26 protein-coding genes are annotated in these 23,756 nt (G+C 64.5%); 20 read left to right on the top strand and 6 right to left on the bottom strand.

Annotation, left to right across the window (positions count from 1 at the left end; genetic code table 11):
- Positions 1 to 34: 34 nt before the first annotated feature.
- The 7 genes from B7G52_RS19755 (at position 35) to B7G52_RS19725 (ending at position 6,707) form a co-directional block, all read left to right on the top strand.
- Complete coding sequence (locus tag B7G52_RS19755) at positions 35 to 1,021, top strand: LysR family transcriptional regulator (RefSeq protein ID WP_096699296.1); 987 nt, start codon at positions 35 to 37, stop codon at positions 1,019 to 1,021.
- A gap of 226 nt (positions 1,022 to 1,247) precedes the next feature.
- Positions 1,248 to 2,402: an ABC transporter permease gene (locus B7G52_RS19750; protein ID WP_096699295.1), complete on the top strand. Its 1,155-nt coding sequence runs from the start codon at positions 1,248 to 1,250 to the stop codon at positions 2,400 to 2,402.
- Positions 2,399 to 3,187, top strand: coding sequence for an ABC transporter ATP-binding protein (locus B7G52_RS19745; protein ID WP_096699294.1), 789 nt, complete (start codon positions 2,399 to 2,401; stop codon positions 3,185 to 3,187). Before B7G52_RS19750 ends, B7G52_RS19745 begins: the two co-directional genes overlap by 4 nt.
- A gap of 166 nt (positions 3,188 to 3,353) precedes the next feature.
- On the top strand, positions 3,354 to 4,307 hold the full coding sequence (locus B7G52_RS19740) for an MlaD family protein (protein WP_096699293.1): 954 nt from the start codon (positions 3,354 to 3,356) through the stop codon (positions 4,305 to 4,307).
- A complete protein-coding gene (locus B7G52_RS19735) occupies positions 4,304 to 5,008 on the top strand; it encodes an ABC-type transport auxiliary lipoprotein family protein (protein WP_096699292.1) in 705 nt (234 codons plus the stop codon). The genes B7G52_RS19740 and B7G52_RS19735 overlap by 4 nt, the downstream gene beginning before the upstream one ends.
- A complete protein-coding gene (locus B7G52_RS19730) occupies positions 4,987 to 5,604 on the top strand; it encodes a cyclic nucleotide-binding domain-containing protein (protein WP_096699291.1) in 618 nt (205 codons plus the stop codon). Before B7G52_RS19735 ends, B7G52_RS19730 begins: the two co-directional genes overlap by 22 nt.
- A 62-nt stretch (positions 5,605 to 5,666) precedes the next feature.
- Complete coding sequence (locus B7G52_RS19725) at positions 5,667 to 6,707, top strand: DMT family transporter (RefSeq protein WP_096699290.1); 1,041 nt, start codon at positions 5,667 to 5,669, stop codon at positions 6,705 to 6,707.
- Positions 6,708 to 6,792: 85 nt separating this feature from the next.
- Here B7G52_RS19725 and B7G52_RS19720 read toward each other — a convergent pair whose 3' ends face one another.
- Positions 6,793 to 7,431 carry a MarC family protein gene (locus tag B7G52_RS19720; protein WP_096699289.1) on the bottom strand — a complete coding sequence of 213 codons (639 nt, stop codon included), beginning with the start codon at positions 7,429 to 7,431 and terminating at the stop codon, positions 6,793 to 6,795.
- Positions 7,432 to 7,662: 231 nt separating this feature from the next.
- Positions 7,663 to 8,409 (bottom strand): SDR family oxidoreductase, encoded by a 747-nt coding sequence (locus B7G52_RS19715; protein ID WP_096699288.1) that lies wholly within the window; start codon positions 8,407 to 8,409, stop codon positions 7,663 to 7,665.
- Between the two features lie 109 nt (positions 8,410 to 8,518).
- Here B7G52_RS19715 and B7G52_RS19710 point away from each other — a divergent pair, with 109 nt between their 5' ends.
- From B7G52_RS19710 to B7G52_RS19695, 4 genes are all read left to right on the top strand, one after another.
- A complete protein-coding gene (locus B7G52_RS19710; protein WP_096699287.1) occupies positions 8,519 to 9,121 on the top strand; it encodes a 2-hydroxychromene-2-carboxylate isomerase in 603 nt (200 codons plus the stop codon).
- Positions 9,122 to 9,297: 176 nt separating this feature from the next.
- Positions 9,298 to 9,987: a dienelactone hydrolase family protein gene (locus B7G52_RS19705; RefSeq protein WP_096699286.1), complete on the top strand. Its 690-nt coding sequence runs from the start codon at positions 9,298 to 9,300 to the stop codon at positions 9,985 to 9,987.
- Positions 9,988 to 9,990: 3 nt separating this feature from the next.
- Positions 9,991 to 10,992, top strand: a complete 1,002-nt coding sequence (locus B7G52_RS19700) for an amidohydrolase family protein (protein ID WP_141397507.1) — start codon at positions 9,991 to 9,993, stop codon at positions 10,990 to 10,992.
- Between the two features lie 142 nt (positions 10,993 to 11,134).
- Positions 11,135 to 11,785, top strand: coding sequence for a glutathione S-transferase family protein (locus B7G52_RS19695; RefSeq protein WP_096699285.1), 651 nt, complete (start codon positions 11,135 to 11,137; stop codon positions 11,783 to 11,785).
- Between the two features lie 17 nt (positions 11,786 to 11,802).
- Here B7G52_RS19695 and B7G52_RS19690 read toward each other — a convergent pair whose 3' ends face one another.
- Genes B7G52_RS19690 through hemB form a run of 4 tightly spaced genes read right to left on the bottom strand, consistent with a single transcriptional unit; the run spans position 11,803 to position 15,405 of the window.
- Complete coding sequence (locus B7G52_RS19690; protein ID WP_096699284.1) at positions 11,803 to 12,381, bottom strand: DUF1003 domain-containing protein; 579 nt, start codon at positions 12,379 to 12,381, stop codon at positions 11,803 to 11,805.
- 38 nt (positions 12,382 to 12,419) lie between these two features.
- Positions 12,420 to 13,160 (bottom strand): DUF72 domain-containing protein, encoded by a 741-nt coding sequence (locus B7G52_RS19685; protein ID WP_096699283.1) that lies wholly within the window; start codon positions 13,158 to 13,160, stop codon positions 12,420 to 12,422.
- Between the two features lie 10 nt (positions 13,161 to 13,170).
- Positions 13,171 to 14,325, bottom strand: coding sequence for a magnesium transporter CorA family protein (locus tag B7G52_RS19680; RefSeq protein WP_096699306.1), 1,155 nt, complete (start codon positions 14,323 to 14,325; stop codon positions 13,171 to 13,173).
- A 60-nt stretch (positions 14,326 to 14,385) separates the two neighbouring features.
- Entirely contained in the window at positions 14,386 to 15,405 is a 1,020-nt protein-coding gene (hemB, locus tag B7G52_RS19675; protein WP_096699304.1) for a porphobilinogen synthase, read from the bottom strand.
- A gap of 476 nt (positions 15,406 to 15,881) precedes the next feature.
- Between hemB and B7G52_RS19670 the strand changes: the two genes are divergently transcribed.
- From B7G52_RS19670 to B7G52_RS19630, 9 genes are all read left to right on the top strand, one after another.
- Positions 15,882 to 16,310 carry a CopD family protein gene (locus B7G52_RS19670; RefSeq protein WP_096699282.1) on the top strand — a complete coding sequence of 143 codons (429 nt, stop codon included), beginning with the start codon at positions 15,882 to 15,884 and terminating at the stop codon, positions 16,308 to 16,310.
- Between the two features lie 137 nt (positions 16,311 to 16,447).
- Positions 16,448 to 17,563, top strand: coding sequence for a VanZ family protein (locus B7G52_RS19665; RefSeq protein ID WP_096699280.1), 1,116 nt, complete (start codon positions 16,448 to 16,450; stop codon positions 17,561 to 17,563).
- Complete coding sequence (locus tag B7G52_RS19660) at positions 17,560 to 17,910, top strand: ferredoxin (RefSeq protein ID WP_096699278.1); 351 nt, start codon at positions 17,560 to 17,562, stop codon at positions 17,908 to 17,910. The genes B7G52_RS19665 and B7G52_RS19660 overlap by 4 nt, the downstream gene beginning before the upstream one ends.
- A 118-nt stretch (positions 17,911 to 18,028) precedes the next feature.
- The gene (locus tag B7G52_RS19655) at positions 18,029 to 18,649 is read left to right on the top strand and encodes an alpha/beta hydrolase (RefSeq protein WP_096699276.1); all 621 of its coding nucleotides are present in this window, start codon (positions 18,029 to 18,031) and stop codon (positions 18,647 to 18,649) included.
- 67 nt (positions 18,650 to 18,716) lie between these two features.
- Positions 18,717 to 19,916 (top strand): D-alanyl-D-alanine carboxypeptidase family protein, encoded by a 1,200-nt coding sequence (locus B7G52_RS19650; protein WP_096699274.1) that lies wholly within the window; start codon positions 18,717 to 18,719, stop codon positions 19,914 to 19,916.
- A gap of 183 nt (positions 19,917 to 20,099) precedes the next feature.
- On the top strand, positions 20,100 to 20,477 hold the full coding sequence (rpsL, locus tag B7G52_RS19645; RefSeq protein ID WP_096670584.1) for a 30S ribosomal protein S12: 378 nt from the start codon (positions 20,100 to 20,102) through the stop codon (positions 20,475 to 20,477).
- A gap of 202 nt (positions 20,478 to 20,679) precedes the next feature.
- Complete coding sequence (rpsG, locus tag B7G52_RS19640) at positions 20,680 to 21,153, top strand: 30S ribosomal protein S7 (RefSeq protein ID WP_077592325.1); 474 nt, start codon at positions 20,680 to 20,682, stop codon at positions 21,151 to 21,153.
- A 209-nt stretch (positions 21,154 to 21,362) separates the two neighbouring features.
- A complete protein-coding gene (gene fusA, locus B7G52_RS19635) occupies positions 21,363 to 23,465 on the top strand; it encodes an elongation factor G (protein ID WP_096699272.1) in 2,103 nt (700 codons plus the stop codon).
- Positions 23,466 to 23,611: 146 nt separating this feature from the next.
- Positions 23,612 to 23,756, top strand: a 145-nt coding sequence (locus B7G52_RS19630) for a GTP-binding protein (RefSeq protein WP_240523322.1), incomplete at its 3' end; no start/stop codon positions are given.

Raw genomic sequence — 23,756 nt, 5'->3', positions numbered from 1 at the left:
GAATTTCTCAGAAGTGTTATAAATATTTCTAATAATGGACATCCAGACACTCCGGATTTTTGTGGCGGTGGCCCGCGAGGGCAGCCTGTCGCGCGCTGCCGACAAGCTGGCCCTGACCCAGCCGGCTGTCAGCCTGCAGATTAAAGGCCTGCAAGCTGCCACGGGGCTGACACTGTTCAAGCGCAGCGCGCAGGGCATGAATCTGACGCGCGACGGTGCGGCCCTGCTGCCGCTGGCCGAAAAAGTGCTGGCCGCGCAGGGCGACTTCAAAAACGCCGCGGCCCGCCTGCACAGCCAGGTCCGCGGCCGCCTGCGCATAGGCACCATCCTCGACCCCGAGTTCACCCGGCTCGGGGCTTTCCTGAAGGTGCTGGTGGAAACCGCGCCCCAGGTGGAAACCGAACTGCGCCAGGCCATGAGCGGCGAGGTACTGGCGCAAATCGACCGGGGCGAGCTCGATGTGGGCTTCTACCTCGGCACGCCGGCCAACCCGCTGGGCGAGACCCGTGATTTTGTAAAAAATCAGGCTGCGGCCCTTTCCACACAAGCGCCAACAGCTATACATTCAGGAGCAAATCTGGCACAGGAGCGGCCGGCGCGTTTCGTCCTCAGGGAGCTGACGCACTTCACCTACCGGGTGCTGGCGCCGGCCGGCTGGGGGCCGCAGGTGCGCGGCAAGGACTGGAAAGCGCTGGCGGCCCTGCCCTGGATTGCCACGCCGCCCGCCTCGGCGCACCACCGGCTGCTGGCCAGTGTGTTCGGCCCGCTGGGCGTCGAGCCACACCGGGTGGCGCTGGTGGACCAGGAGGCGTCCATGCTGGACCTGGTCAAGTCCGGGGTGGGCCTGAGCCTGGTGCGCGACTCGATCGCGATCCGCGAGTCGCATGCCGCCGGCCTGGTGATTGCCGACCAGGTCAGCTTGCAAAGCGTGCTGAGTTTTGTCAGCCTGAGCGCGCAGCGCCAGGCGCCGGTGGTGGCTAGCGCCTGGCAGGCGATCGAGGTGGTCTGGGGCGCGGAATGATTCCCGCGCTGGCCGGATGCCCTCGCGTTCTTGGCCCGTCCCGTCAAGCCGCATTCTCCGCGCCCTCGCTGTAGGACAGGGCGGGGTATCGATTGGGGAGAAATGCTGTAGTGCCCGCGCCGGTGGCTGGATTAATATGCACTGAGTGGGCAGTCGTCACGCAGGTGGACCCGATGCCCGCCCTGTTTCGCCCATCGATCCCAAGCCGCTTGCACCTATCGACAACATGCCATCTCCGGAGGACGACGCCGCGCGCGAATCTGCTCCGCACATCGACCCGCAAGACACGCCCGAAGGCGCGTGTTACCTGGTGCTGGGTCCATGGACGGCCGCCGAGCTGACGGCCCAGCCGGCGTGGCAGGCACTGACGCTCCAGCTGAACGCGCTGGCTGCTGCGGCAGCCAGTACGGCCCTGTGGGACTTGCGCCAGATCGGCCAGCTCGACCATCTGGGCGCCCAGGTGTTGTGGGACCACTGGGGCCGGAAGTGGCCTGACAAGCTGGAGGTCTTGCCGCCACAACGCGCGGTGCTGGACCGTGTGGCCCAGTTCAGTACCGACCGGCCCGAGCCGCCGACGCCGGGTTTGCGCGAATCTTTTCTGTCGCTGGGCGAAGGCGTTCTGCAGGTGGTGGATCACGGCGCGGACCTGCTGGCCCTGGTGGGCCGGCTGTTGCTGAACCTCATCAAACTTGTCAGAAATCCGCGCGAAGGCCCCTGGCGGGACCTGTCCGGCCACCTGTACCACATTGGTGCGACGGCCCTGCCCATCACCGCACTGGTCGGCTTCCTGATCGGTGTGGTGCTTGCCTACCTGATCTCGCAGCAGTTGCGCCAGTTCGGCGCCGACGCCTTCATCGTCAACATCCTGGGCATCTCCCTGATCCGTGAACTCGGGCCGGTGCTCGCCGCCATTTTGATCGCCGGCCGTTCCGGCTCGGCCATCACGGCACAGATCGGCGTGATGCGTGTCACCGAAGAACTCGATGCCATGCGTGTGATGGGAATTGCGCACAGCTACCGGCTGGTCATGCCGCGCGCCATGGCGCTGGCCATCGTGATGCCGCTGATCAGCGTCTGGACCACGATTGCGGCCCTGTTGGGCGGCATGCTCGCCGCCGACCTCGTCATGGGCGTGACGCCGTCCTTTTTCATCGATGCCCTGCCCGAGGCGGTGGATGCCGCCAACCTGACGCTGGCCACCGCCAAATCGGTGGTGTTTGGCGTGCTGATTGCGCTGATCGGCTGCCATTTCGGCCTGCGCGTCAAACCCAACACCGAAAGCCTGGGCCAGGGCACCACGGCGTCCGTGGTCACCTCGATCACGGTGGTGATTCTGGTGGATGCACTTTTTGCAGTGTTGTTCAAGAGTATCGGCATATGAGCGACACCATTGTGGACATCCGTGATCTGTGGACCGTGTTCAGGAACGGCAAGAAAGAGGCCGTCATTCACCAGGACCTGAACCTGCGCATCGAGCGCGGCGAGTTCATGTCGCTGGTCGGCGGCTCGGGGTCGGGCAAGACCGTGCTGCTGCGCGAGATGCTGGGGCTGGAAGCGCCGACCCGCGGCGAGATCACCGTGCTGGGCAAGCCGGCCGCCGAGCTGGGCAAACGCGGCGCCGCGCGACGCGTCGGCATGCTGTTCCAGCAGGGCGCGCTGTTTTCGGCCTTCACGGTGCTGGAAAACATTGCCTTCCCGCTGCGCGAGCTTAAGACCCTGCCCGACGCGCTGATTCGCGAGGCGGCCATGGTCAAGCTGCAGATGGTCGGCCTGGCGCCCGAACATGCGGACAAGATGCCCGCCGACCTGTCCGGCGGCATGGTCAAGCGGGTGTCGCTGGCGCGTGCCCTGATCATGGACCCGCCGCTGCTGCTGCTCGACGAACCGACCGCCGGGCTGGACCCGGAGAGCTCCGACAGCTTCTGTGCCCTGCTGCGTTCGCTGCACCGCGACATGGAGCTCACGGTGGTGATGGTCACGCACGACCTGGACACGCTGTTCGAGCTCAGCACGCGCATTTCCGTGCTGGCCGACAAGCAGGTCATTGTCAGCGGCCCGCCCCGGGACGTGATTGCCTTTCCCCACCCCTTTATCCGCCACTTTTTTCTCGGCGAACGAGGCCAGCGCGCGATGGAGCTGCTGCGCGAATACCCCATCACCGTATGAGGTGCTTCCATAAATCCGCTGCTCGGGCGCATTGCTGCGTTGCGCGGTGCTCGGAATCCTCATGCACCGAAGTGCATTCCGGTGTCCTGCGCGCCGTGCGCCTTGCACTGCATCCCGAGCAACGAATTTCTGGAACCACCTCGCAGAGGTATTAAGGACTTTAAAAATGGAAAACAAAGCCCATGCCATGGCCGCCGGCGCTTTTGTGCTGGTGGTGGCCGCGCTGCTGGCGCTGCTGGCCGTCTGGCTGACACGCGACAACGGCGAGCGCCACCTGTACGAGCTGTCCACGCGCGAGACGCTCTCGGGCCTGCAGCCGCAGGCGCAGGTGCGTTTTCGCGGCGTGCCGGTCGGCAAGGTCGAGTTCATCGGCTTTGACCACAAGACCAAGGGCAATGTGCTGGTGCGCATTTCGGTCGATGTCGGCACCCCCCTGACCCAGTCGACCTTTGCCACCGTGAGCTCGCAGGGCGTCACGGGTCTGGGCTTCATCCAGCTCGAAGACGACGGCCCTTCGACCGTGCTGCTGGTGCCCAACGACGACGACCCGCCGCGCATCCCGCTCAAGCCCGGGCTGCTCGACAAGCTGCTCGGCAAAAGCGAGGTGATCATGGACCAGGTCGAGGCGGCCAGCACCAAACTCAACAAGCTGCTGGGCGACGGCAACCAGCAGGCGCTGATGAGCGCTGTCCAGCAGTTCGGCCAGGCGGCCGACAGCATCAACAAGGTGGTCCTGAAGCTCGACCCGGTGGTGGCTTCACTGCCCAAGCTGAGCCAGGAGGCCAGCGTCACCATGAAGTCGCTCAAGACCGCGGCCGACGATGTGTCCAAAACCGCCACCGAAGTGGGAACCACGGCCGAGCGCCTCAACGCCAAGGGCGGGCCCCTCGACAAGCTGGCCGAAGGCGGTGCCGCCCTGTCGGCCACGGTGGAGACCTTCAGCGCCGCCACCCTGCCGCGGCTCGGTGACGTGGCCGAGGAGACCGCCCGTGCTATGCGCCAGCTCCGGCGCACCGTCAACGCGGTGGACGACAACCCGCAGTCGCTGATTTTCGGCAATGGCCCGCCCACGCCCGGCCCGGGTGAGACCGGCTTTACCGCTCCCGGAGGAAAACCATGAATCCCCTGAACTCCATCAGTGCTATCAATACCGTAGCTGCCGGCGCTCGCCAGTCAAGGGCCGGTGCCAGATTTTGCTTGATGCTGCTGGTGACGCTGACCCTCGCCGCCTGCTCGGCCCTGCCCGACAAGCCGCTGCGCGCCGCGCTCTACGACTTCGGGCCCGGCCCCCTGAGCGCGCTGCCCGCGACGCGGCAGGCACCGCTGCCACCGCTGGCGCTCAGCGACATCTCGACGCCAGGCGGCGCACTCGACAACCAGGCGGTGTTGTACCGGCTGGCCTACGCCGATGCGCAGCAATTGCGGCCCTACTCGCAGGCGCGCTGGAGCATGCCGCCCGCGCAGCTGGTGCGCCAGCGCCTGCGCGAGACGCTGGGCCGCGACCGGGCCGTCTTCAACGCCGGTGAAGGTCCGGCCCTGAACCGCAGCGCCGCCCTGGGGGCGCCGCCGCGCACGCTGCAGCTGCAGCTCGAGGAGTTCAGCCACCTGTTCCAGTCGCCCGCCAGCAGCACCGGCCTGGTGCGGCTGCACGCCACCTTGGTGGAGAACACGCCGAGCGGCGAAAAACTGCTGGCCCAGCGCTACTTCACGGTCCAGCGGCCGGCGACCAGCGCTGACGCGGCCGGCGGCGTGCGCGCACTGACCGCGGCAACCGACGCCGCGATCGGGGAGATCTCGCAATGGCTGCAGCAGATCCCCTGAACGCCGCCGCGCCGCTGCAGGCACGCGAAGCGACGGGCGCGGGGGCAGCGAGTTCTCTGGAAGAACAGCTGCGGCAAGCCGGGCTGGAAGTGCTGGGCAGTTGCCAGAAGATGTCCGGCCGCGGCCCCGCCTTGCTGCAGCACTCGGCCCTGCTGGAAGACTTCACGCTGAAGGAGCTCGACACGCTGGGGGACACCATGCTGCTGATCCGCGCGCAGCCCGGGCAGGTGCTGATTGCCGAGGGGGATGCCGGCGACTGGATGCTGCTGCTGCTCAGCGGCACGGTCGATGTGACCAAAACCACCCCGGCGGACGACGACGACCCGGATGCGCATGAAAACAGGTCCCGCCTCGGCGTGACCACCGAGGGCGCCGTCCTCGGCGAAATGTCGATGTTCGACCGCGACGTGCGTTACGCTACCTGCACCGCCATCGACGCCGTGGAGGCCGCGGTGCTGAGCCGCACCGCCATCGGGCAGCTGATCCGCCAGCACCCCGGCGTCGGCGCCAAGCTGATGGTCAAGATCACCCAGTTGCTGGCTCAGCGGCTGCGCAACACCAGCAACCGGCTGGTCCGGTTGCTACAAAAAAAATAGCTGGGTACGCCCGCCGGTGTTGTGGTGGAGGCTGGTTTGATTGATTTCTTGAGGAGGCATGCATGAACACACCGGCTTTGCGCGGCGGCCTGCTGGCGCTGCTGGCAGCGACGCTTTTCGGTGTCAGCACGCCGCTGGTCCAGTCCCTGGGCCGGGGGCTGGGGCCGCTGACCACGGCAGCCCTGCTGTACGCCGGTGCCGCGCTGGCTGGCGCGCTGCTGAGGAAAGGCCACCAGCAGGAGGCAAGGCTGCAGCGCAGCGATGGGCGGCGTTTGTTGGCGGTGGTTGTTTTCGGGGCCGTGATCGGGCCGGTGGCGTTGGCCTGGGGCCTGCAGCGCACCAGCGGCGCCAGTGCCTCCCTCATGCTGACCCTGGAGGCGCTGTTCACGGCGCTGCTGGCCTGGCGGCTTTACCGTGAAACCCTGGGCGCACGCGTCTGGGTCGCCATGGCGCTGTTGCTGACCGGCGGGGCCGTGCTGGTTCTGGACCAGGCCCGGCTCGGCGGGGCTCAGCTGGCCGGCCTGCTGGCCGTGCTGGTGGCCACGGCCGCCTGGGGCATGGACAACACCCTGTCACGCGCGCTCGCCGAGCGCGACCCGGGCCAGGTGGTGCTGGTCAAGGCGGCGCTGGGCGCGACGGTCACGGCCCTGCTCGCGCTGGTTTTCGCCGAACCGGTGCCCGCGCTGGCGGCTGCCGCCGGCCTGCTGGCGGTCGGCGCCACCGGTTACGGCCTGAGCCTGCGCTTTTACCTGCTGGCGCAACGGGCGTTCGGGGCGGCCCGCACCGGTTCCGTTTTTGCCTTCGCGCCCTTCATCGGTGCGGTGTTCGCGCTGGCCCTGGGTGACCGCTCTGTCAGCGCCTGGATGGGCGCCGGTGGGCTGCTGATGCTGGGCGGTGTGTTGCTGCACCTGATGGAGTCCCACGGCCATGCGCACAGCCACGTGGCCATGGACCATGAACATGCGCACGACCATGCCGATGGCCACCACACCCACCGCCACGTGCCGACGCCCGAGGGGACGCACAGCCACCGGCACCACCATGAGCCGCTGGAGCACGCCCATCCGCATGTGCCCGATGCGCACCACCTGCATCGTCACTGAGCCGGATGAGCTTGGCGGCAGCGCTGTTCTGCTATTGAAAAAGTAGCTTGCTGCGTCCGCCCGGTAAGGGCTGGAGGCGAATTTCCTACAGGCCGCGGCCGAGGATGGGAAACAGCTTGAGCAGCCCGCCGGTCATCACCTCGATCGCCAGCGCGGCCAGGATCAGGCCCATGAGCCGCGTCATCACGTTGATGCCGGTCTTGCCGAGCACGCGGGCAATCGGCTGGGCCAGGGCGAAACACACGGCCGTGGCCAGGCCGATCACCACGCCGTAGCCGACCAGCATGCCGAGCTGGAGAAGGTTCTGGGCCTTTTCGGCGTAGATCACCACCGTGGACATGGTGGCCGGGCCGGTGAGCAGGGGAATGGTCAGCGGCACCACGGCGATGCTCGCGCCCATGGCGGCTTTTTCCGCGCCGTCTTCGAGCTCGTGGGTGTTCGGCTTGGCTTCGGCCGGCTGCGCGTTGAGCATGTTCATGGAGCTGATCAGGAGCAGCATGCCGCCACCGACCTGGAAGCTGGCCAGCGAGATGCTGAAGAACTCGAGGATCTGCAAGCCCAGCAGCGCGCTGGTGGCGATCACCAGGAAGGCGCTGAACGACGCGATGACGATGGTGCGCCGCCGCTGCTCTGTCGAAAACCCCCGCGTGTAATGAATGAAAAACGGCACGATGGCCAGCGGGTTGACGATGGCCAGCAGGGTGACAAGCGGTTTAAAGTCCATCGTTGCTCCCAAAAGGCGATTCAAATTCCAGCCGGGGCCGCGGAACCGGCCTTGGCCTGTCCTGAGCCTGCCGAAGGGCCGGGCCGCAGGCGCAGCGCCCCCGAGGGGCTGGAGCCTGCGGCTCCAAACCTGCTTGAGCAGATTTGGACAGGCGACAGAGGCGAAGCGTCTCGCGAGCCGCGGCCTGCAAGGCCTCGCGACGTACACGCAGTGACGAGCGTGGGGGCCACGTTACCTGCCTCCACCAATGTCCAGCAGCGCGCCGGTGGTGTAGCTCGACGCATTGCCGAGCAGCCAGACAATGCCTTGCGCCACTTCGTCGGCGCTGCCCGCCCGCTGCATGGGCACCTGCGGCGCCAGGTCGCGCGCGCGGTCGGGCAGGCCGCCCGAGGCATGGATGTCGGTGTCAATGATGCCGGGCCGCACCGCGTTGACGCGTATGCCTTCGGCGGCGACCTCTTTGGCCAGCCCGATGGTGAAGACGTCCACCGCGCCCTTGGCGGCCGCGTAGTCCACATACTGGCCGGGCGCGCCCAGCCGCGCGGCCACGCTGGAGACATTGACGATGGCACCGCCCGCGCCTTTGTACCGCGTGCTCATGCGTTTGACCGCTTCACGCGCGCAGACCATGGTGCCGATCACGTTGATGTCGAACATGCGTTTGAGGCGCGCCACGCTCATGCCGTCCACCCGCGAGGTCTGGTCCACCACGCCGGCGTTGTTCACCAGCGCCGTGAGCCGGCCGAGCTTGGCATCGACCTTTTCAAACATGGCCAGTACCTGGCTTTCCTCGGCCACGTCGGCCTGCACCGTGATCGCCGTGCCGCCGCCCTGGCGGATCTGCCGAACCACCTCGTCGGCAGCGAGCGAGTTGGTGGTGTAGTTGACGGCCACGGCGTAGCCGGCGCGGGCGGCCTGCAGGGCGGTGGCGGCGCCTATGCCGCGCGAGCCTCCGGTGATCAGAACAATGTTGGACAAAGCCGGTCTCCAGCAAAAAAATGCAATCCCGGTTACAAACCGGGTTGACCCGAATCTACCTCAATCGGCCGCAGCGGCCGGAAAAACAGCATCCCCACTGGAGACACCCTTGAGCACCACCATCGACTATTACTTCACGCCGCAAAGCCCATGGACCTACCTGGGCCACCAGCGGTTTGCGCAGATCGCCAGCGCAGCCGGCGCGGCGGTGCGGGTGCTGCCGGTGGATTTCGGCAAGGTTTTTCCGGTCTCCGGCGGCCTGCCGCTGGGCCAGCGTGCGCCGCAGCGCCAGGCCTACCGGCTGGTGGAGCTGCAGCGTTTCAGCGAACACCTGCAGCTGCCGCTGAACCGCCAGCCCAAGTACTTTCCCGTGGGAGGCGACCCCGCCGCACGGCTGATCACCGCGGTGGACCAGGCCGACGGCAGCGCCACGGCCATGACCCTGGCCGGCGCGATTTTCAAGGCGGTCTGGGTGGAAGAGCGCAACATTGCCGACGACCAGGTGTTGGCGGAGATCCTGCACCAGTGCGGCTGCGGCGCCGGGCGCCTGGCCCAGTCGCACAGCCCGGCCATCCAGCAACTGTATGACACCCGCACCCAGCAGGCCATCGATGCCGGGGTGTTTGGCGCGCCCAGTTATGTCGTTGATGGCGAGATTTTCTGGGGCCAGGACCGGCTGGATCTGCTTGAGAAAAAACTTGCCGCCAAGTAAATTGAAGTTGAAATTGAAAAATTATTGAGCGTTTCACAACTCAGGACAATCGGAACGCTCAATCCCTCACCCCGACCCTCTCCCAGAGGGCGAGGGTGAGAGCAGTCCAATTCACTGTCGTGTAATTGGAAAAATCAATAATGCGTTAACCAGCAACTGAACAGGAGACTTTCGCCATGGGTAAATTCATCGACCTCACCGCCGCCGACGGTTTTGTTTTTCCGGCCTACGTGGCCGAGCCGGCCGGCACGCCGAAAGCCGCCGTGGTGGTGCTGCAGGAAATTTTCGGCGTCAACTCGCACATCCGCTCGGTCGCCGACGGTTACGCGGCGGCCGGTTACCTGGCGGTCGCGCCGGCCACCTTCCACCGCGTCAAGCCGGAGGTGGAACTTGGCTACACCGAGGCCGACATGAACGCCGGCTTTGCGCTCAAGACCGCGGTCGAAGCCTTGCCGGCACCCGGGGTGTTGCAGGACATCCAGGCGGCCATCCAGTACGCGGCGAAAAGCACGGGCGGCAAGGTCGGCATCGTCGGTTACTGCTGGGGCGGCCTGCTGACCTGGCGCGCGGCCTGCACGCTGTCCGGCCTGTCGGCGGCCGTGCCTTATTACGGTGGCGGCATGACGGTGGGTGAGGAGCCGGCGCGCCAGCCGGCCTGCCCGGTGATGGTGCACTTCGGCGACCAGGACCACTGGATTCCGCTCGACACCGTCGAAGCTTTCAAGAAAGCCCAGCCCGGCGTCGAGGTGCATGTCTACAAAGCCAACCACGGCTTCAACTGCGACCAGCGCGGCTCGTACAACGAGGCGGCGGCCACACTGGCCAAGGCGCGCACGCTGGCGTTTTTCGCCAGCCACCTGGACTGAGCCATGGGCCGCCCGCGCTTCAAGTGTTTTTGGCCTTTGGCCCTTGAATGGCGGGCGCCAGCAGCTCTGTTTTTGATAGCGTTTTCGGCGACCGCCCAGGCGGCCGACTACAGCGGCCCGCTGTTCGATGCGCACCTGCATTACAACGAGGAGGCCTGGAATTGCGGCGAACGCAGCGCCGGGCCGCCCCAAGCAAGTTCAGCCCCCGCGGGGGGCAGCGCATTACACGAAGTGAAAAGCGTGGGGGCCGTGTGTGGGGGCCCCCATGGTCCCGCCGATGTGCTGGCGCGCATGCAGCGCAACGGCGTCAAGGCCATCGTCGCCAACTCGCGGCCCAACGACGGCACCAAGGCGCTGGCGGCCTCGGAGCAGACGGCGCGCGCCGGTGTCACCGTGGTGCCTTTCATCCGCCTGTACCGCAACCGCGCCGACTACGACAACTGGTTTCGCGACGAGACGATTTACGAGATGGTGCAGGCCGAGTTTGCGCGCGGCGTCAGCGGCGCCCAGGCCGGACCCTACAAGGGCATCGGTGAATTCCATCTGTACGACAGCACCCATGCCAACGGACCGGTCGCGAAAAAGCTGATGCAGTTCGCCGAGAAAAACAAACTCGCGGTGCTCTCGCATGTGGACGATGTGGCGATTGACCTGCTGATGGCGCACGCACCCAACGCCCGGCTGATCTGGGCGCACACCGGCATCAGCGGCGTTCCCGTGGCGCGGGTGGAGGCGCTGCTGGCCCGCTACCCGACGCTGATGGGCGAGCTGTCCTACCGGCCCGGCCTGACCTGCGACGCCGGCAAGCTGTGTCCGGAATGGCGCGCGCTGCTGCTCAAGTACCCGGGCCGATTCATGATCGGCTCGGACACCTGGGTCAACCAGCGCTGGCAGTATTACGACGAACTCATGAAGGGTTACCGCACCTGGTTGGGCGACCTGCCGCCCGATGTCGCGCGGAAAATCGCCTGGGACAACGGCGCGACCCTGTTTGGCGTGAAATGAAGAGAACTCTCCTCACCACCGCAATTTTCCGCCAGACGTGCTGCCAAGCCAGCCGGGGCCGCGGAGCCGGCTTTGCCGGTCCGCAGGCGCAGCGCCCCCTCGGGGGGCAGCGAGCTACACGAAGTGAGCGAGCGTGGGGGCCATGATCCAGCTTCACTACTACCCCAGCACCGCGGCCATGGTGCCGCACATCGTGCTTGAAGAAATCGGCGTGCCTTACCAGCGCGTGCTGGTGGACCGCCTGCAAAACGCCCACAAGGCGCCGGACTACCTCCAGCTCAATCCGAACGGCCTGATCCCGGTGCTGGTTGATGGCGGCCTGGTGCTGTATGAAACCGCGGCGATCTGCCTGCACCTGAGCGACATGCATCCCGAAGCGGGGCTGGTGCCACCCGTGGGCACGCCAGCGCGCGCCCACTTCTACAAATGGCTGATGTGGCTGACCAACACCCTGCAGGCCACGCTGATTGTTTACTTCTATCCGGAGCGCTCGGTGGCGCCCGGCAATGCCGCCGGTGCGGCAGAGGTCAAGGCGCAGGCCGAAGCAAAAGTCGGCGGCCTGCTCGACCAGCTCGATGCCGAACTGGCGCGCCACGGCGGTCCCTGGTTTGCCGGCGGGCAGTACAGCGCGTTGGACGCCTATGTGTTCACGCTGTGCCGCTGGACGCGCAACTTCCAGTCGCCCGCCGCGCGCACGCGTCCGCATCTTGGGCCCTACCTGCAGCGCATGCTGGCGCGGCCGGCGGTGTTGCGGGTCTTCAAAACGGAGCAGATCGCCCAGCCCTGGGTCTGAGCGGCTGCAACGCCCGGCTATTGGGACGCCTGGGAACCGTCGCGCTGCGCCTGCTCGATTTGCTCCACCAGCGCTTCCGGATGTGTCGCCTTTTTCAGGATGTGTACGGCGGGATCGTCGTCCATGGATACACCGACTTTTTTGGCGATGCGCTCCAGCATCTGCAGCATCTTGGTGTTTTCCTGCTCTGTCAGCAGGTTGATCTGCAGGTCCAGCTGGTTGCGCCGTTCACTGATTCGCAGCTCATGGTTCTGGCTGATCAGGATGAAGGTCGAGAGGAAAATCGCTTCGAGCGACACCACCAGTGTGAGGAAGGTAAACGGGTAAGGGTCGAAGTGGGGCAGCGCAGGAATTGAATTGACAAGCAGCCAGGCAGAAAATATCGCCACGTGCACCCCGACAAAAGGCATGGAGCCGCAAAAGCGGGCAATGAAACCGGCGATGCGGTCAGAACGGCTGCGCGAGGCGAGTGCGGCCTCTTCCAAGCGCTGCATGGCCTGTACGTTCTGGCGCGTCAGGTCGTCGACGCAGGTCGGTTCTGCGGCGGACCCGGGGTCGCCATAGGGGGTGGGTCTTGCTGTGGCGGCTGAGCTCATCACAACTCCTTCGGCTTGCGGTGGAGGAAACGCCGCTGTCAGGTGCCCGGACCCTGTACCGCGCGGCGGGTGTAAAGGGCATTTTCCGTGGCTGCGCCCGAAGCGGTATTGTCAAAAATGCACCAGACCGTGTCAGCCGCCGCCGCTTCCAGGACGAGCCGCGCGGCCAGCCGGTCCAGCAGGGCGTGGTCATAGGGCGAGTAGTACGTGCGCGGCGACCCATGCAAGCGCAGGTAGACCACGCCGGGCCAGCCACCGGGCCGGGCGCCCGCTTCAAACAGCACCGGGTCGGCCAGCACGCGGGCCACTTCAAACGAACGCAGCAGCGCGTCGGCGGGTGGCTCGAACCAGCTGGCATGCCGGGGCTCGAGTGCCACCGGTCCTGTGTTCTGCTTTCTCAGGGTGTGCAGAAAGCCGGACGCCGCGCGGGTGTCCAGTGCCAGGCTGGGCGGCAGCTGCACCAGCAGGCAGCCCAGCCGTTCCCCCAGGCAAGCCGCCTCGGCGAGAAAGCTGTGCAGCAGCGGGGCGCAGCCTTGCAGGCGTTTTTCGTGGGTGATGGTTTTGGGCAGTTTGACCGAAAAACGGAAGCCGGCAGGCACTGCCGCGGCCCAGCGTTCGTACGTGGCCGGCTGGTGCGACCGGTAGAACGAAGAATTGATTTCCACCGCGTTGAAACGCCGGGCGTAACGCTGCAGGTGGGTGCCGGTATCTGGGAACTGCGGCCAGCTGTCCCGGGGAAGGCGCCAGCCGGCGCAACCGATGCGCACCACCGCCGCCATGCTGGCCCTCCTAACGCCTGCTTCTGGCCAGGTAGCGCTTGCGCCAGAAGACCGACACCACCACCACCACCAGCAGCACCATGAAGCCGAGGGTCCACCAGAAGCCGCCGATCTGGTGAATCAGGGGCATGAACTCAAAGTTCATGCCGAAAAAACCGGTGATCAGGTTCAGCGGCAGAAACACCGCGGTCAGCGCGGTCAGCGTGCGCATGATGTCGTTGGTGCGGTTGCTCTGGGCGCTGAAGTGGATCTGCACCACGGTTTCAGCGGATTGCTCCAGCCGCCGTGCGTGATGCACCACGCGCTGGATATGTTCAATGACATCGCGCGCCCGCGCCACCATCTGGTCGCGCCGGGTCTGCGCGAGCCGGGCGTCGGCGGCAAAGGAAGACATCGGCTGCTCGCGCAAGGAGTCGAGCCACTCCTGCATCGCGTCGTGCTGCTCGTCGCACAGGTCTTCCAGCACGTGCAGCTGGCTGCGTGCGCTCATCAGCGAGCCCCAGTTGATAAAACGCGAATTGGGCTTGAGCAGTTCGGCCTGCCAGTGCTCGAGCTGCTTGGTCAATTCCTTGCGCACCTCGAGGTAGCTGTCCACCATGGTGTTGACCATGCGCAGCACCAGGTCGGCCGGGCTGGACGGGATGCGGCTGCGCGCGGAGACGCTGTCCACGCTGAACTTGGCGTCGCTCAGCGAGCGCTGGATGAAACTTTTGGCGGTGTAGCAGCCGCGCGGGTGCACGCTGATCAGCAGTCGGTCGAACACCACAAAACCCACCGCCCTGGAGCTGATGCGATTAAAGGCGGGCAGGCCGCCCCGCGGCTTGGTGCGCGGCTCGCCGCCCTGGCCGTGGGAAGCCTCGGCCGTGGCCTCGTCTTCGACCTCGGCCCGGGTTTCGACCTGCGTGGCCAGCCGCCGGAAGATGATCAGGTCGTAGATCGAGGTGTAGTCGTAATGCGAAGGGTGGGCCGGGTTGCGCAGGTCCTGGCTGTGCAGGTCCAGCAGGGTGGAGCCGCCCAGTTGCTGCGCCGCCTGCTGCAGCAGGGCCTCGTGGGTCTCGAATTCGTCGCGGTCCAGGAACACCCAGACAAAACCGTCGGCCGGCGCCTGCGCCGGCAGGGCGTCCGAAAAGCGCAGGCTGTCGGCGGTGAATTCAACAATTTGCACGGTGTCTGTCCGGTTGATGGTCAAATTGGACTGCAGCCCTTGTCAGTCGTGCGCAAGCAGCTATGTTTTTTGTAGCAAACGCGCTGCCGCGATGGCGAAATAGGTGAGTACGCCGTCGGCACCGGCACGCTTGAAGGCCAGCAGGCTTTCCAGCATCACCGCGTCGTGGTCCAGCCAGCCGTTTTGCGCGGCCGCCTTGAGCATCGCGTATTCACCGCTGACCTGGTAGGCGAAGGTCGGCACGCCGAACTCGTCTTTCACGCGGCGCACCACGTCCAGGTAAGGCATGCCGGGCTTGACCATCACCATGTCGGCGCCCTCGGCAATGTCCATGGCCACTTCGCGCAGCGCTTCGTCGCTGTTGCCCGGGTCCATCTGGTAGACCTTTTTGTCGGCCTTGCCGAGGTTGCCCGAGGAGCCGACCGCATCGCGGAAGGGGCCGTAAAACGCGCTCGCGTATTTGGCGCTGTAGGCCATGATGCGTGTGTGGATCAGCTTGCGCGCTTCGAGCGCCTGGCGGATCGCGCCAATGCGGCCGTCCATCATGTCGCTGGGCGCAACGATGTCCACGCCGGCTTCGGCCTGGGCCAGCGCCTGCCCGACCAGCAGCTCAATCGTCTCGTCGTTCAGGATGTAGCCGGTTGCCTTGTCCGGCAGGCCGTCCTGGCCGTGGCTGGTGAACGGGTCGAGTGCCACGTCGGTCATCACGCCGAGCTCCGGGAAACGCTTTTTCAGTTCGCGCACCACACGCGGCACCAGGCCGTCCGGGTTCAACGCTTCCTTGCCGTCGTAAGTTTTGAGCGAGCCGTCAATCACCGGAAACAGCGCCATCACCGGGATGCCGAGTTGTACACACTCTTCGGCCACCGGCAGCAGCAAATCCAGGCTGAGCCTTTCCACGCCAGGCATGGAGGTGACCGGTTCGCGGCGCTGGCTGCCTTCGGTGACAAACACCGGGTAAATCAGGTCGTGCGCGCTCAGCGCGTTTTCACGAACGAGATTGCGCGTGAAGCTGTCGCGGCGCAGGCGGCGCGGCCGGCCGAGCGGGTAGGGGGCGAAGTTGGAGGCGTGGATGGTCATGACCAAATTGTGCCAAAGCTTTGTCAAGGCCAGAAATTCATCACCGGTGCCGGTTGTATGTTCGATACAGAACATAGCCGGCGAAACTATCTTTCACTTTGGTCGAACTGTGCTTGTCATCGTGTTGCATGCGTGGTTAGAATGCGGCGTGTTGTTACCTTTTTGGTGGCAGCATCCCGCTTTTCCTCCCTGAGCGGGTGCCTTCAAGTGTCACAGCAGACAAGGCTTCCAGGCCCGGTTGACTCAGCGTCAACCGGGCATTTTTTTGCACGGCATCTCCATAAATTCGCTATTCGGGCGAATTGCGGCGTTGCGCGGTGCTCGCAATCCTCATGTCCCCAAGTACATTCCGGCGGCTAGCGCGACCCTCGTATGAGCTCGAAGAGCGATGCGACAAGCGCCTTGCACTTCATCCCGAATAGCGAATTTCTGGAAACGCCGTGAGACAGTTTTTGGGCGCGGACTAAACTACCTCGATGCTCTGGGTCAAATCACTCCACATCGTTTTTGTTGCCAGCTGGTTTGCGGGCCTGTTTTACCTTCCGCGCATTTTTGTGAACCTGGCGATGGTGCCGCCGGAAAGTCTGGCCGAACATGAGCGCCTGATCCTGATGGCACGCAAGCTGCTGCGCTTCACCACGATTCTGGCCGTGCCCGCGCTGGTTTTCGGCCTGTGGCTGTGGCTGGGCTACGGCATAGGACGCGGCCCCGGCAATGGCTGGATGCACGCCAAGCTCGTCATCGTGGTCCTGGCCCTCGGTTACCACCATGCCTGCAGCCGCATGTTGTCGACCTTTGTGGCCCGGCGCAACACCCGCAGCCACGTGTGGTGGCGCTGGTTCAACGAAGTGCCGGTGCTGCTGCTGCTCGCCGCAGTCATCCTCGTGGTCGTCAAGCCGTTCTAGTATCACAGGCCGACAGAGTGTCCCCCACGAATTCACCAGCAGACGCGGACGAACCGGCTCCGCCGGGCGTCTCGCGTCGCCCCCTGCAAGGGGAGGCAGAACTACACGATGCGAAGCATCGTGAGGATGTCAGGGGTGTGCAAACAGCCAGCTGGCCGCTGGCCCTGGCCACGGTCTGCCTGATTGTTTACGCCAGCCTTTACCCCTTTGCCGAGTGGCGCAACCAGGGCATCTCGCCGCTGAATTTCCTGACCGCACCGCTGCCGCGTTACTGGACCGGTTTCGATGTCGGCGTCAACCTGGTCGGCTACGCGCCGCTCGGTTTCCTGCTGGCCCTGTCAGCCCTGCGCAGCGGCCGCGTGCGCTGGGCCGTCACCGTGGCGGTGATCAGCGCGGGCCTGCTGTCGCTGGCCATGGAAACGCTGCAGAGCTACCTGCCTTCGCGCGTGCCATCGAATGTGGATTTCGCGCTCAACACCGCCGGTGCCTGGCTGGGCGCCTGCAGCGCCTGGCTGCTGGAAAAAGCCGGCGCCATCGCCCGCTGGAGCCGCTTTCGGGCGCGCTGGTTTGTCCGCGACGCCCGCGGCGCGCTGGTGCTGCTGGCCCTGTGGCCGGTCGCGCTGCTGTTCCCGGCCTCGGTGCCGCTGGGGCTGGGGCAGGTGCTGGAGCGGCTGGAATACGCGCTCGCCGACGTCCTGGCCGACACGCCGTTTCTCGAGTGGCTGCCGGTGCGCGACATCGAGCTGCAGCCGCTGGTCCCCGGCGCTGAAGTGATCTGTGTGGCGCTGGGCGCGCTGATTCCCTGCCTGCTCGGCTACTGCGTGATCCGCACCCTGCTGCAACGCGTTGTTTTCCTGGTCCTCGTGCTGGCGGCCGGCATCGTGCTGACCGCGCTGTCTGCCGCGCTCAGCTACGGCCCGGACCACGCCTGGGCCTGGCTGGACCTGCCGGTGCGTGTCGGCCTGACGATGGGCGGCGTGCTGGCCGTGCTGCTGCTGCCAGTGCCGCGCCGGGCCACCGCTGCGCTGCTGCTGCTGGCGCTGAGCATTCATTTGTCCCTGCTCAACCAGGCGCCGGTCGGCCCCTATTTTGCCGAGACCCTGCAGATCTGGGAGCAGGGGCGGTTCGTCCGTTTCAACGGCCTGGCGCAGTGGCTGGGCTGGCTCTGGCCCTTTGCGGCCGTGCTGTATGTGCTGGTGCGTTTGTCCAGCCGCCGGGCCACCGACGCCGGCGAAAGTAAAATCGAGCCATGACCTCCTCCAGCGCACCCCCTGGCTCCTATTACGAGCGGCACATCTTTTTCTGCCTGAACCAGCGCGCCAGCGGTGAAGACAGCTGCGCCAACCACAAGGCCCAGGAAGGGTTTGACCGCTGCAAGGCGCAGGTCAAGGCGGCCGGCCTGGCCGGCCCGGGCAAGGTGCGTGTCAACAAGGCCGGCTGCCTGGACCGCTGCGCGGCCGGGCCGGTGGCCGTGGTCTACCCCGAGGCGGTCTGGTACAGCTATGTGGATGCGCAGGACATCGACGACATCGTCGAGTCGCACCTGAAAAACGGCCAGGTGGTCGAGCGCCTGCGCATACCCGCCCATCTGGGGCGCTGATGGGCCTGCAGACTGCCCGTCAGCGAAAGTCATGCGTGTTTTATGGCCTTGGCCCATATTGGACGGGCGCTGGCAGCTACTGTTTTCGTAGCGGATTGAGCCCCCCGAAGCTTTCCCCATGAACGCTCAAACCCAGAAAAGCACGGTGGCCGGCCCGGTCGGCGCGCTTGAAACCGCGCTGGACGCGCCCGCCGGCCGGTCGCGTGGCATCGCCGTGATCGCGCACCCGCATCCGCTGTTCGGCGGCACGCTGGACAACAAGGTGGTGCAGACCCTGGCGCGTGCCTTCACCCAGGCCGGCTGGACCGCCGTGCGTTTCAATTTCCGCGGCGTCGGCGCCAGTGAAGGGGCGTACGACGAGGGTCGCGGCGAGATCGACGACATGCTGGCGGTGGTGCAGCAGTTGGCGCCCGCCGGGGCGCTGGCCCTGGCCGGATTTTCCTTTGGCGCGTTCGTGACCTCACACGTCTTTGAACGGTTGCAGGGCGTACGCCCGATCGACAAGCTGGTGCTGGTCGGCACCGCCGCCAGCCGCTTTGCGGTGGCGACCATCCCGGAAGCCGCCCACGCGCAGACGCTGGTGGTCCACGGCGAGCAGGACGACACGGTGCCGCTGCAGGCGGTGCTGGACTGGGCGCGGCCGCAGGTACTGCCTGTTACGGTTATCCCCGGGGGCGGGCACTTCTTTCATGGACAATTGCCGCTTCTGAAAAATCTGGTGATCCGCCACCTGGGCTGACTTTTTCAGGCCGGAGCCGGGCGCATCGCCTCTTTCCTTCTTTTCTCACTTCAGGGCTTATCTCCCCATGCACCGTTTCCTGACTGCTTTCCGTGGCGCGGCTTCATCGCTTGTGCTGCTTTCTTCCGTGGTCCTGTTGCCGGTGGCGCAAGCGCAGATGCCGCTGCCACCCGAAGTGGCTGCCCGCTCCTACCTGCTGCTCGATGTCACGGCCAACCAGATCCTGGCCGCCAAGGACATCGACTCGCCGATCGAGCCGGCCTCGCTCACCAAGCTGATGACCGAGTACCTGGTGTTTGACGCGCTCAAGTCCAAGAAAATCACCCTCAAGCAGACCTTCAGCGTCAGCGAGCGCGCCTGGAAAATGCCGGGCTCGCGCATGTTCATCGATCCCAAGATGCAGGTGCCTGTGGAAGACCTGATCAAGGGCATGATCGTCCAGTCCGGCAACGACGCGACCATGGCGCTGGCCGAAGGGGTGGGCGGCAGTGCCGAGAATTTTGTGAAACTCATGAACGAGCAGGCCAAGGCGCTGGGCATGAAATCGACCGCCTACAAGAACCCGGAAGGCCTGACCGAGCCCGGCCACACCACCACGGCGCGCGACCTGAGCATTCTGTCGACGCGCCTGATGCAGGATTTTCCCGACTACATGGGTTTTTCGGCGATCAAGAAGTACCGCTACCCGGGCACGCCGGCGGCCAACGACACCAACCGCAACACCCTGCTGTTTCGCGATCCCACGGTCGATGGCCTGAAAACCGGCCACACCGCCGCGGCCGGTTACTGCATGATTGCCACGGCCAAGCGCGACTTTCCGAACCTGGGTGCCTCCGGCGCGCCCGGGGGCCGGCGCCTGGTGGCCATCGTGCTGGGCACCGCCAGCGACAGCGCCCGTGCCAATGAGTCGCAAAAGCTGCTGAACTGGGGTTACACCGCGTTTGAGGCGGTCAAGCTGTTCGATGCCGGCCAGGCGGTGGTTTCTCCGGCGGTCTGGAAGGGTAAATCCGGCACCGTCAAGCTGGGCCGGCCCGAGGCCATCGTGATTGCCGTTCCCGCCGGAAGCTCCGCCAAGGTCCAGACCCAAGTTGCCCGGCCTGACCCGCTGGTCGCGCCTTTCACCCGCGGTCAGGCCCTCGGAACGCTCAAGGTCAAGGTGGGCGGCGGCGAGACCATGGTGGACGTCCCGCTGGTGGCGCTGGAAACGGTGGAAGAAGCCGGCATCCTGGGCCGCGCCTGGGATTCGGTCCGGCTCTGGATCAAGTAGGGCGCCATCCCTGCCGGGACCCCCTGCAGGTCGCTGGGGCTCCCCGGCCGGGTAAATTTGCAGAGGGCCACCCAAACTGCTACACTCGAGGGCTTTTCCGGAATTTCCGGGGAGATTCACGTTTTCACGTAAATAGTCACGTATTTAGTCAAGTCAGAAATCAGACGTTTAGGGACGTTTTAAATGCCAACCATCAATCAGCTAGTTCGCCAGGGGCGCGAGGTCGAAAAGATCAAGTCCAAGAGTCCTGCGATGCAGAACTCCCCCCAGCGCCGTGGCGTGTGCACCCGTGTGTACACCACGACGCCCAAGAAGCCAAACTCCGCTCTGCGTAAAGTCGCCAAAGTGCGCTTGACCAACGGGTTTGAAATCATTTCCTACATCGGCGGCGAAGGCCACAACCTGCAGGAACACAGCGTGGTGCTGGTTCGCGGCGGTCGTGTCAAGGACTTGCCCGGTGTGCGTTACCACATCGTCCGTGGCTCGCTCGACCTGCAAGGCGTGAAAGACCGCAAGCAGTCGCGTTCCAAGTACGGTGCGAAGAAGCCGAAGGTCAAATAAGCCCGGCCGGCCCGGACCGTGCGGTTCGAGCCCGAAGAAGTTGTCATGACGTCTTCAAAACAAGGTGTTTGAATCACCCTGGCAGGTGGTTCAAGCGAAGTGACCCAAGTGCAAATTGTTGTGCCGGTCGAGTAAGTGAGGGTTTTGATAACTCTCGCGGTGCTGCCTAAAGCGGTGCCAACTGAAGCAAAGAGGTGAAAAAATGCCACGTCGTCGCGAAGTCCCTAAACGTGAAATTCTCCCTGACCCAAAATTTGGCAATGTTGACCTTGCCAAATTCATGAACGTCATCATGCAAGGCGGCAAAAAAGCTGTCGCCGAGCGTATCGTCTATGGCGCCCTCGAGCAGATCGAGAAAAAGAACCCCGGCAAAGATCCGCTGGAGGCTTTTCACATGGCCATCGGCAACATCAAGCCCATGGTTGAGGTGAAGTCCCGCCGTGTCGGCGGTGCCAACTACCAGGTGCCGGTTGAAGTGCGTCCGGTCCGCCGCATGGCCCTGGCCATGCGCTGGCTCAAGGAAGCTGCCAAGAAACGTGGCGAAAAGTCCATGTCCCTGCGCCTGGCCAACGAACTGATGGAAGCCACCGAAGGTCGTGGCGGTGCCATGAAAAAACGTGACGAAGTGCACCGCATGGCCGAAGCCAACAAGGCGTTCAGCCACTTCCGCTTCTGATTTTTCGTTCGCAGTATTTGCTGCGCTGATTTGACGGGTTGCCGAGCGGCCTCCAGGTGTCCACCATCTGGACGCCTGGCGGTTCAACCCCAATTTCTGCCAGCTGAGCGCACAACGCACAGCTGGCAGGCGCGCAGAAAACATGAGAGACGTCATTGCAGGGCGTCTTTCGGCAGTCTTTGTTCGTAACCCCGAACTGAAAGTAATTTATGTCCCGCGCTACCCCCATTCAAAACTACCGCAACATTGGCATTTCCGCGCACATCGATGCCGGAAAAACCACGACCACCGAGCGGATCCTCTTTTACACCGGCGTGAACCACAAAATCGGTGAAGTTCATGACGGCGCGGCCACCATGGACTGGATGGAGCAGGAGCAGGAGCGTGGCATCACGATTACTTCCGCTGCAACCACCTGCTTCTGGAAAGGCATGGACACGTCCCTGCCCGAGCACCGCATCAACATCATTGACACCCCCGGCCACGTGGACTTCACCATCGAGGTGGAGCGTTCCATGCGCGTGCTGGATGGCGCCTGCATGGTTTACTGCGCCGTCGGCGGCGTGCAGCCCCAGTCCGAGACGGTCTGGCGCCAGGCCAACAAGTACAAGGTGCCGCGTCTGGCCTTCGTCAACAAGATGGACCGCACCGGTGCCAACTTCTTCAAGGTTGTGGAGCAGATGAAGCTGCGCCTGAAGGCCAGCCCTGTGCCCATGGTGATCCCTATCGGTGCTGAAGAAAACTTCACCGGCGTGGTGGATCTGATCAAGATGAAAGCCATCATCTGGGATGAGGCCTCTCAGGGCATGAAATTTGATTACCGTGAAATTCCGGCCGAGCTGCTCGAGCTGGCCAAGGAGTGGCGCGAGAAGATGGTCGAAGCCGCGGCTGAAGCCTCGGAAGAGTTCATGAACAAGTACCTGGAAGAGGGTGACTTGACCGAAGACGAGATCAAGCTGGGCATCCGCACGCGTACCATCGCCAGCGAAATCCAGCCCATGTATTGCGGCTCGGCCTTCAAGAACAAGGGTGTGCAGCGCATGCTGGACGCCGTGATTGAATTCATGCCGTCGCCGATCGACATTCCACCCGTCAAGGGCATGGACGAAGACGAGGCGCCTGTCACCCGCAAGGCTGACGATGGCGAGAAGTTCTCTGCCCTGGCATTCAAGCTGATGACTGACCCGTTTGTGGGCCAGCTGACTTTTGTGCGCGTGTACTCCGGCGTGCTGAAAAAGGGCGACAGCGTTTTCAACCCGATCAAGGGCAAGAAAGAGCGTATCGGCCGTATCGTGCAGATGCACGCCAACAACCGGGAAGAAGTCAGTGAAATCCGCGCCGGCGACATCGCCGCTTGCGTGGGCCTGAAAGACGTGACGACCGGCGAGACCCTGTGCGATCCGGACGCCATCATCATGCTCGAGCGCATGGTGTTCCCAGAGCCTGTGATTACCCAGGCGGTGGAGCCCAAGACCAAGGTTGACCAGGAAAAAATGGGCATTGCCTTGCAGCGTCTGGCCCAGGAAGACCCATCATTCCGTGTCAAGACCGACGAAGAGTCCGGCCAGACCCTGATTGCCGGCATGGGCGAGTTGCATCTGGAAATCATTGTTGACCGCATGAAGCGCGAGTTCGGCGTGGAAGCCAACGTCGGCAAGCCGCAGGTGGCTTACCGCGAAACCATTCGCAAGACCATCGAAGATGCCGAAGGCAAGTTCGTGCGCCAGTCCGGCGGCAAGGGCCAGTACGGTCACGTCGTGCTCAAGATCGAACCCAATGAAATGGGCAAGGGCATTGAGTTCATCGACGCCATCAAGGGCGGCGTGGTTCCGCGCGAGTACATTCCCGCAGTCGAAAAAGGTATTCACGAGGCTGTGACTTCGGGCGTGCTGGCCGGTTACCCGGTCGTTGACGTCAAGGTCACGCTGCATTTCGGTTCGTACCATGATGTGGACTCGAACGAAATGGCCTTCAAGATGGCCGCGATCTTCGGTTTCAAGGAAGGCTGCCGCAAGGCCGGCCCGGTGATTCTCGAGCCGATGATGGCCGTCGAGGTGGAAACGCCTGAAGACTACGCCGGCAACGTGATGGGCGATCTGTCCTCACGCCGCGGCATGGTGCAGGGCATGGAAGACATGGTCGGCGGTGGCAAGGCCATCAAGGCCGAAGTACCCCTGTCCGAGATGTTCGGTTATTCGACCACGCTGCGTTCGATGTCGCAGGGTCGTGCCACCTACACCATGGAATTCAAGCACTACTCGGAAGCGCCGCGCAATGTGTCCGAAGCCATCATGGCTGCACGCGCCAAGTAAGTAAAGCCAGGCGCTGCTCCGCAAGGGGTGGCGCCTTCAATTTGTTGTCTGCGATTGTGTGCCACTTTGTACCCGTGCGAAGTGAATCAGCAACACAGTGCAGACGTTAAACCGTACACGGGCATGTTCTTTATCTGGAGTTAAAAATGGCAAAAGGCAAATTTGAGCGGACCAAGCCGCACGTCAACGTAGGCACGATTGGACACGTTGACCATGGCAAGACCACCCTGACGGCAGCGATCACGACCGTGCTTGCAGCCAAGTTCGGCGGCGAAGCCAAGGGTTACGACC

Source organism: Polaromonas sp. AER18D-145 (assembly GCF_002379095.1).
Classification (GTDB): Bacteria; Pseudomonadota; Gammaproteobacteria; order Burkholderiales; family Burkholderiaceae_C; genus Polaromonas.
This window is presented reverse-complemented; position numbering and strand designations above follow the sequence as displayed.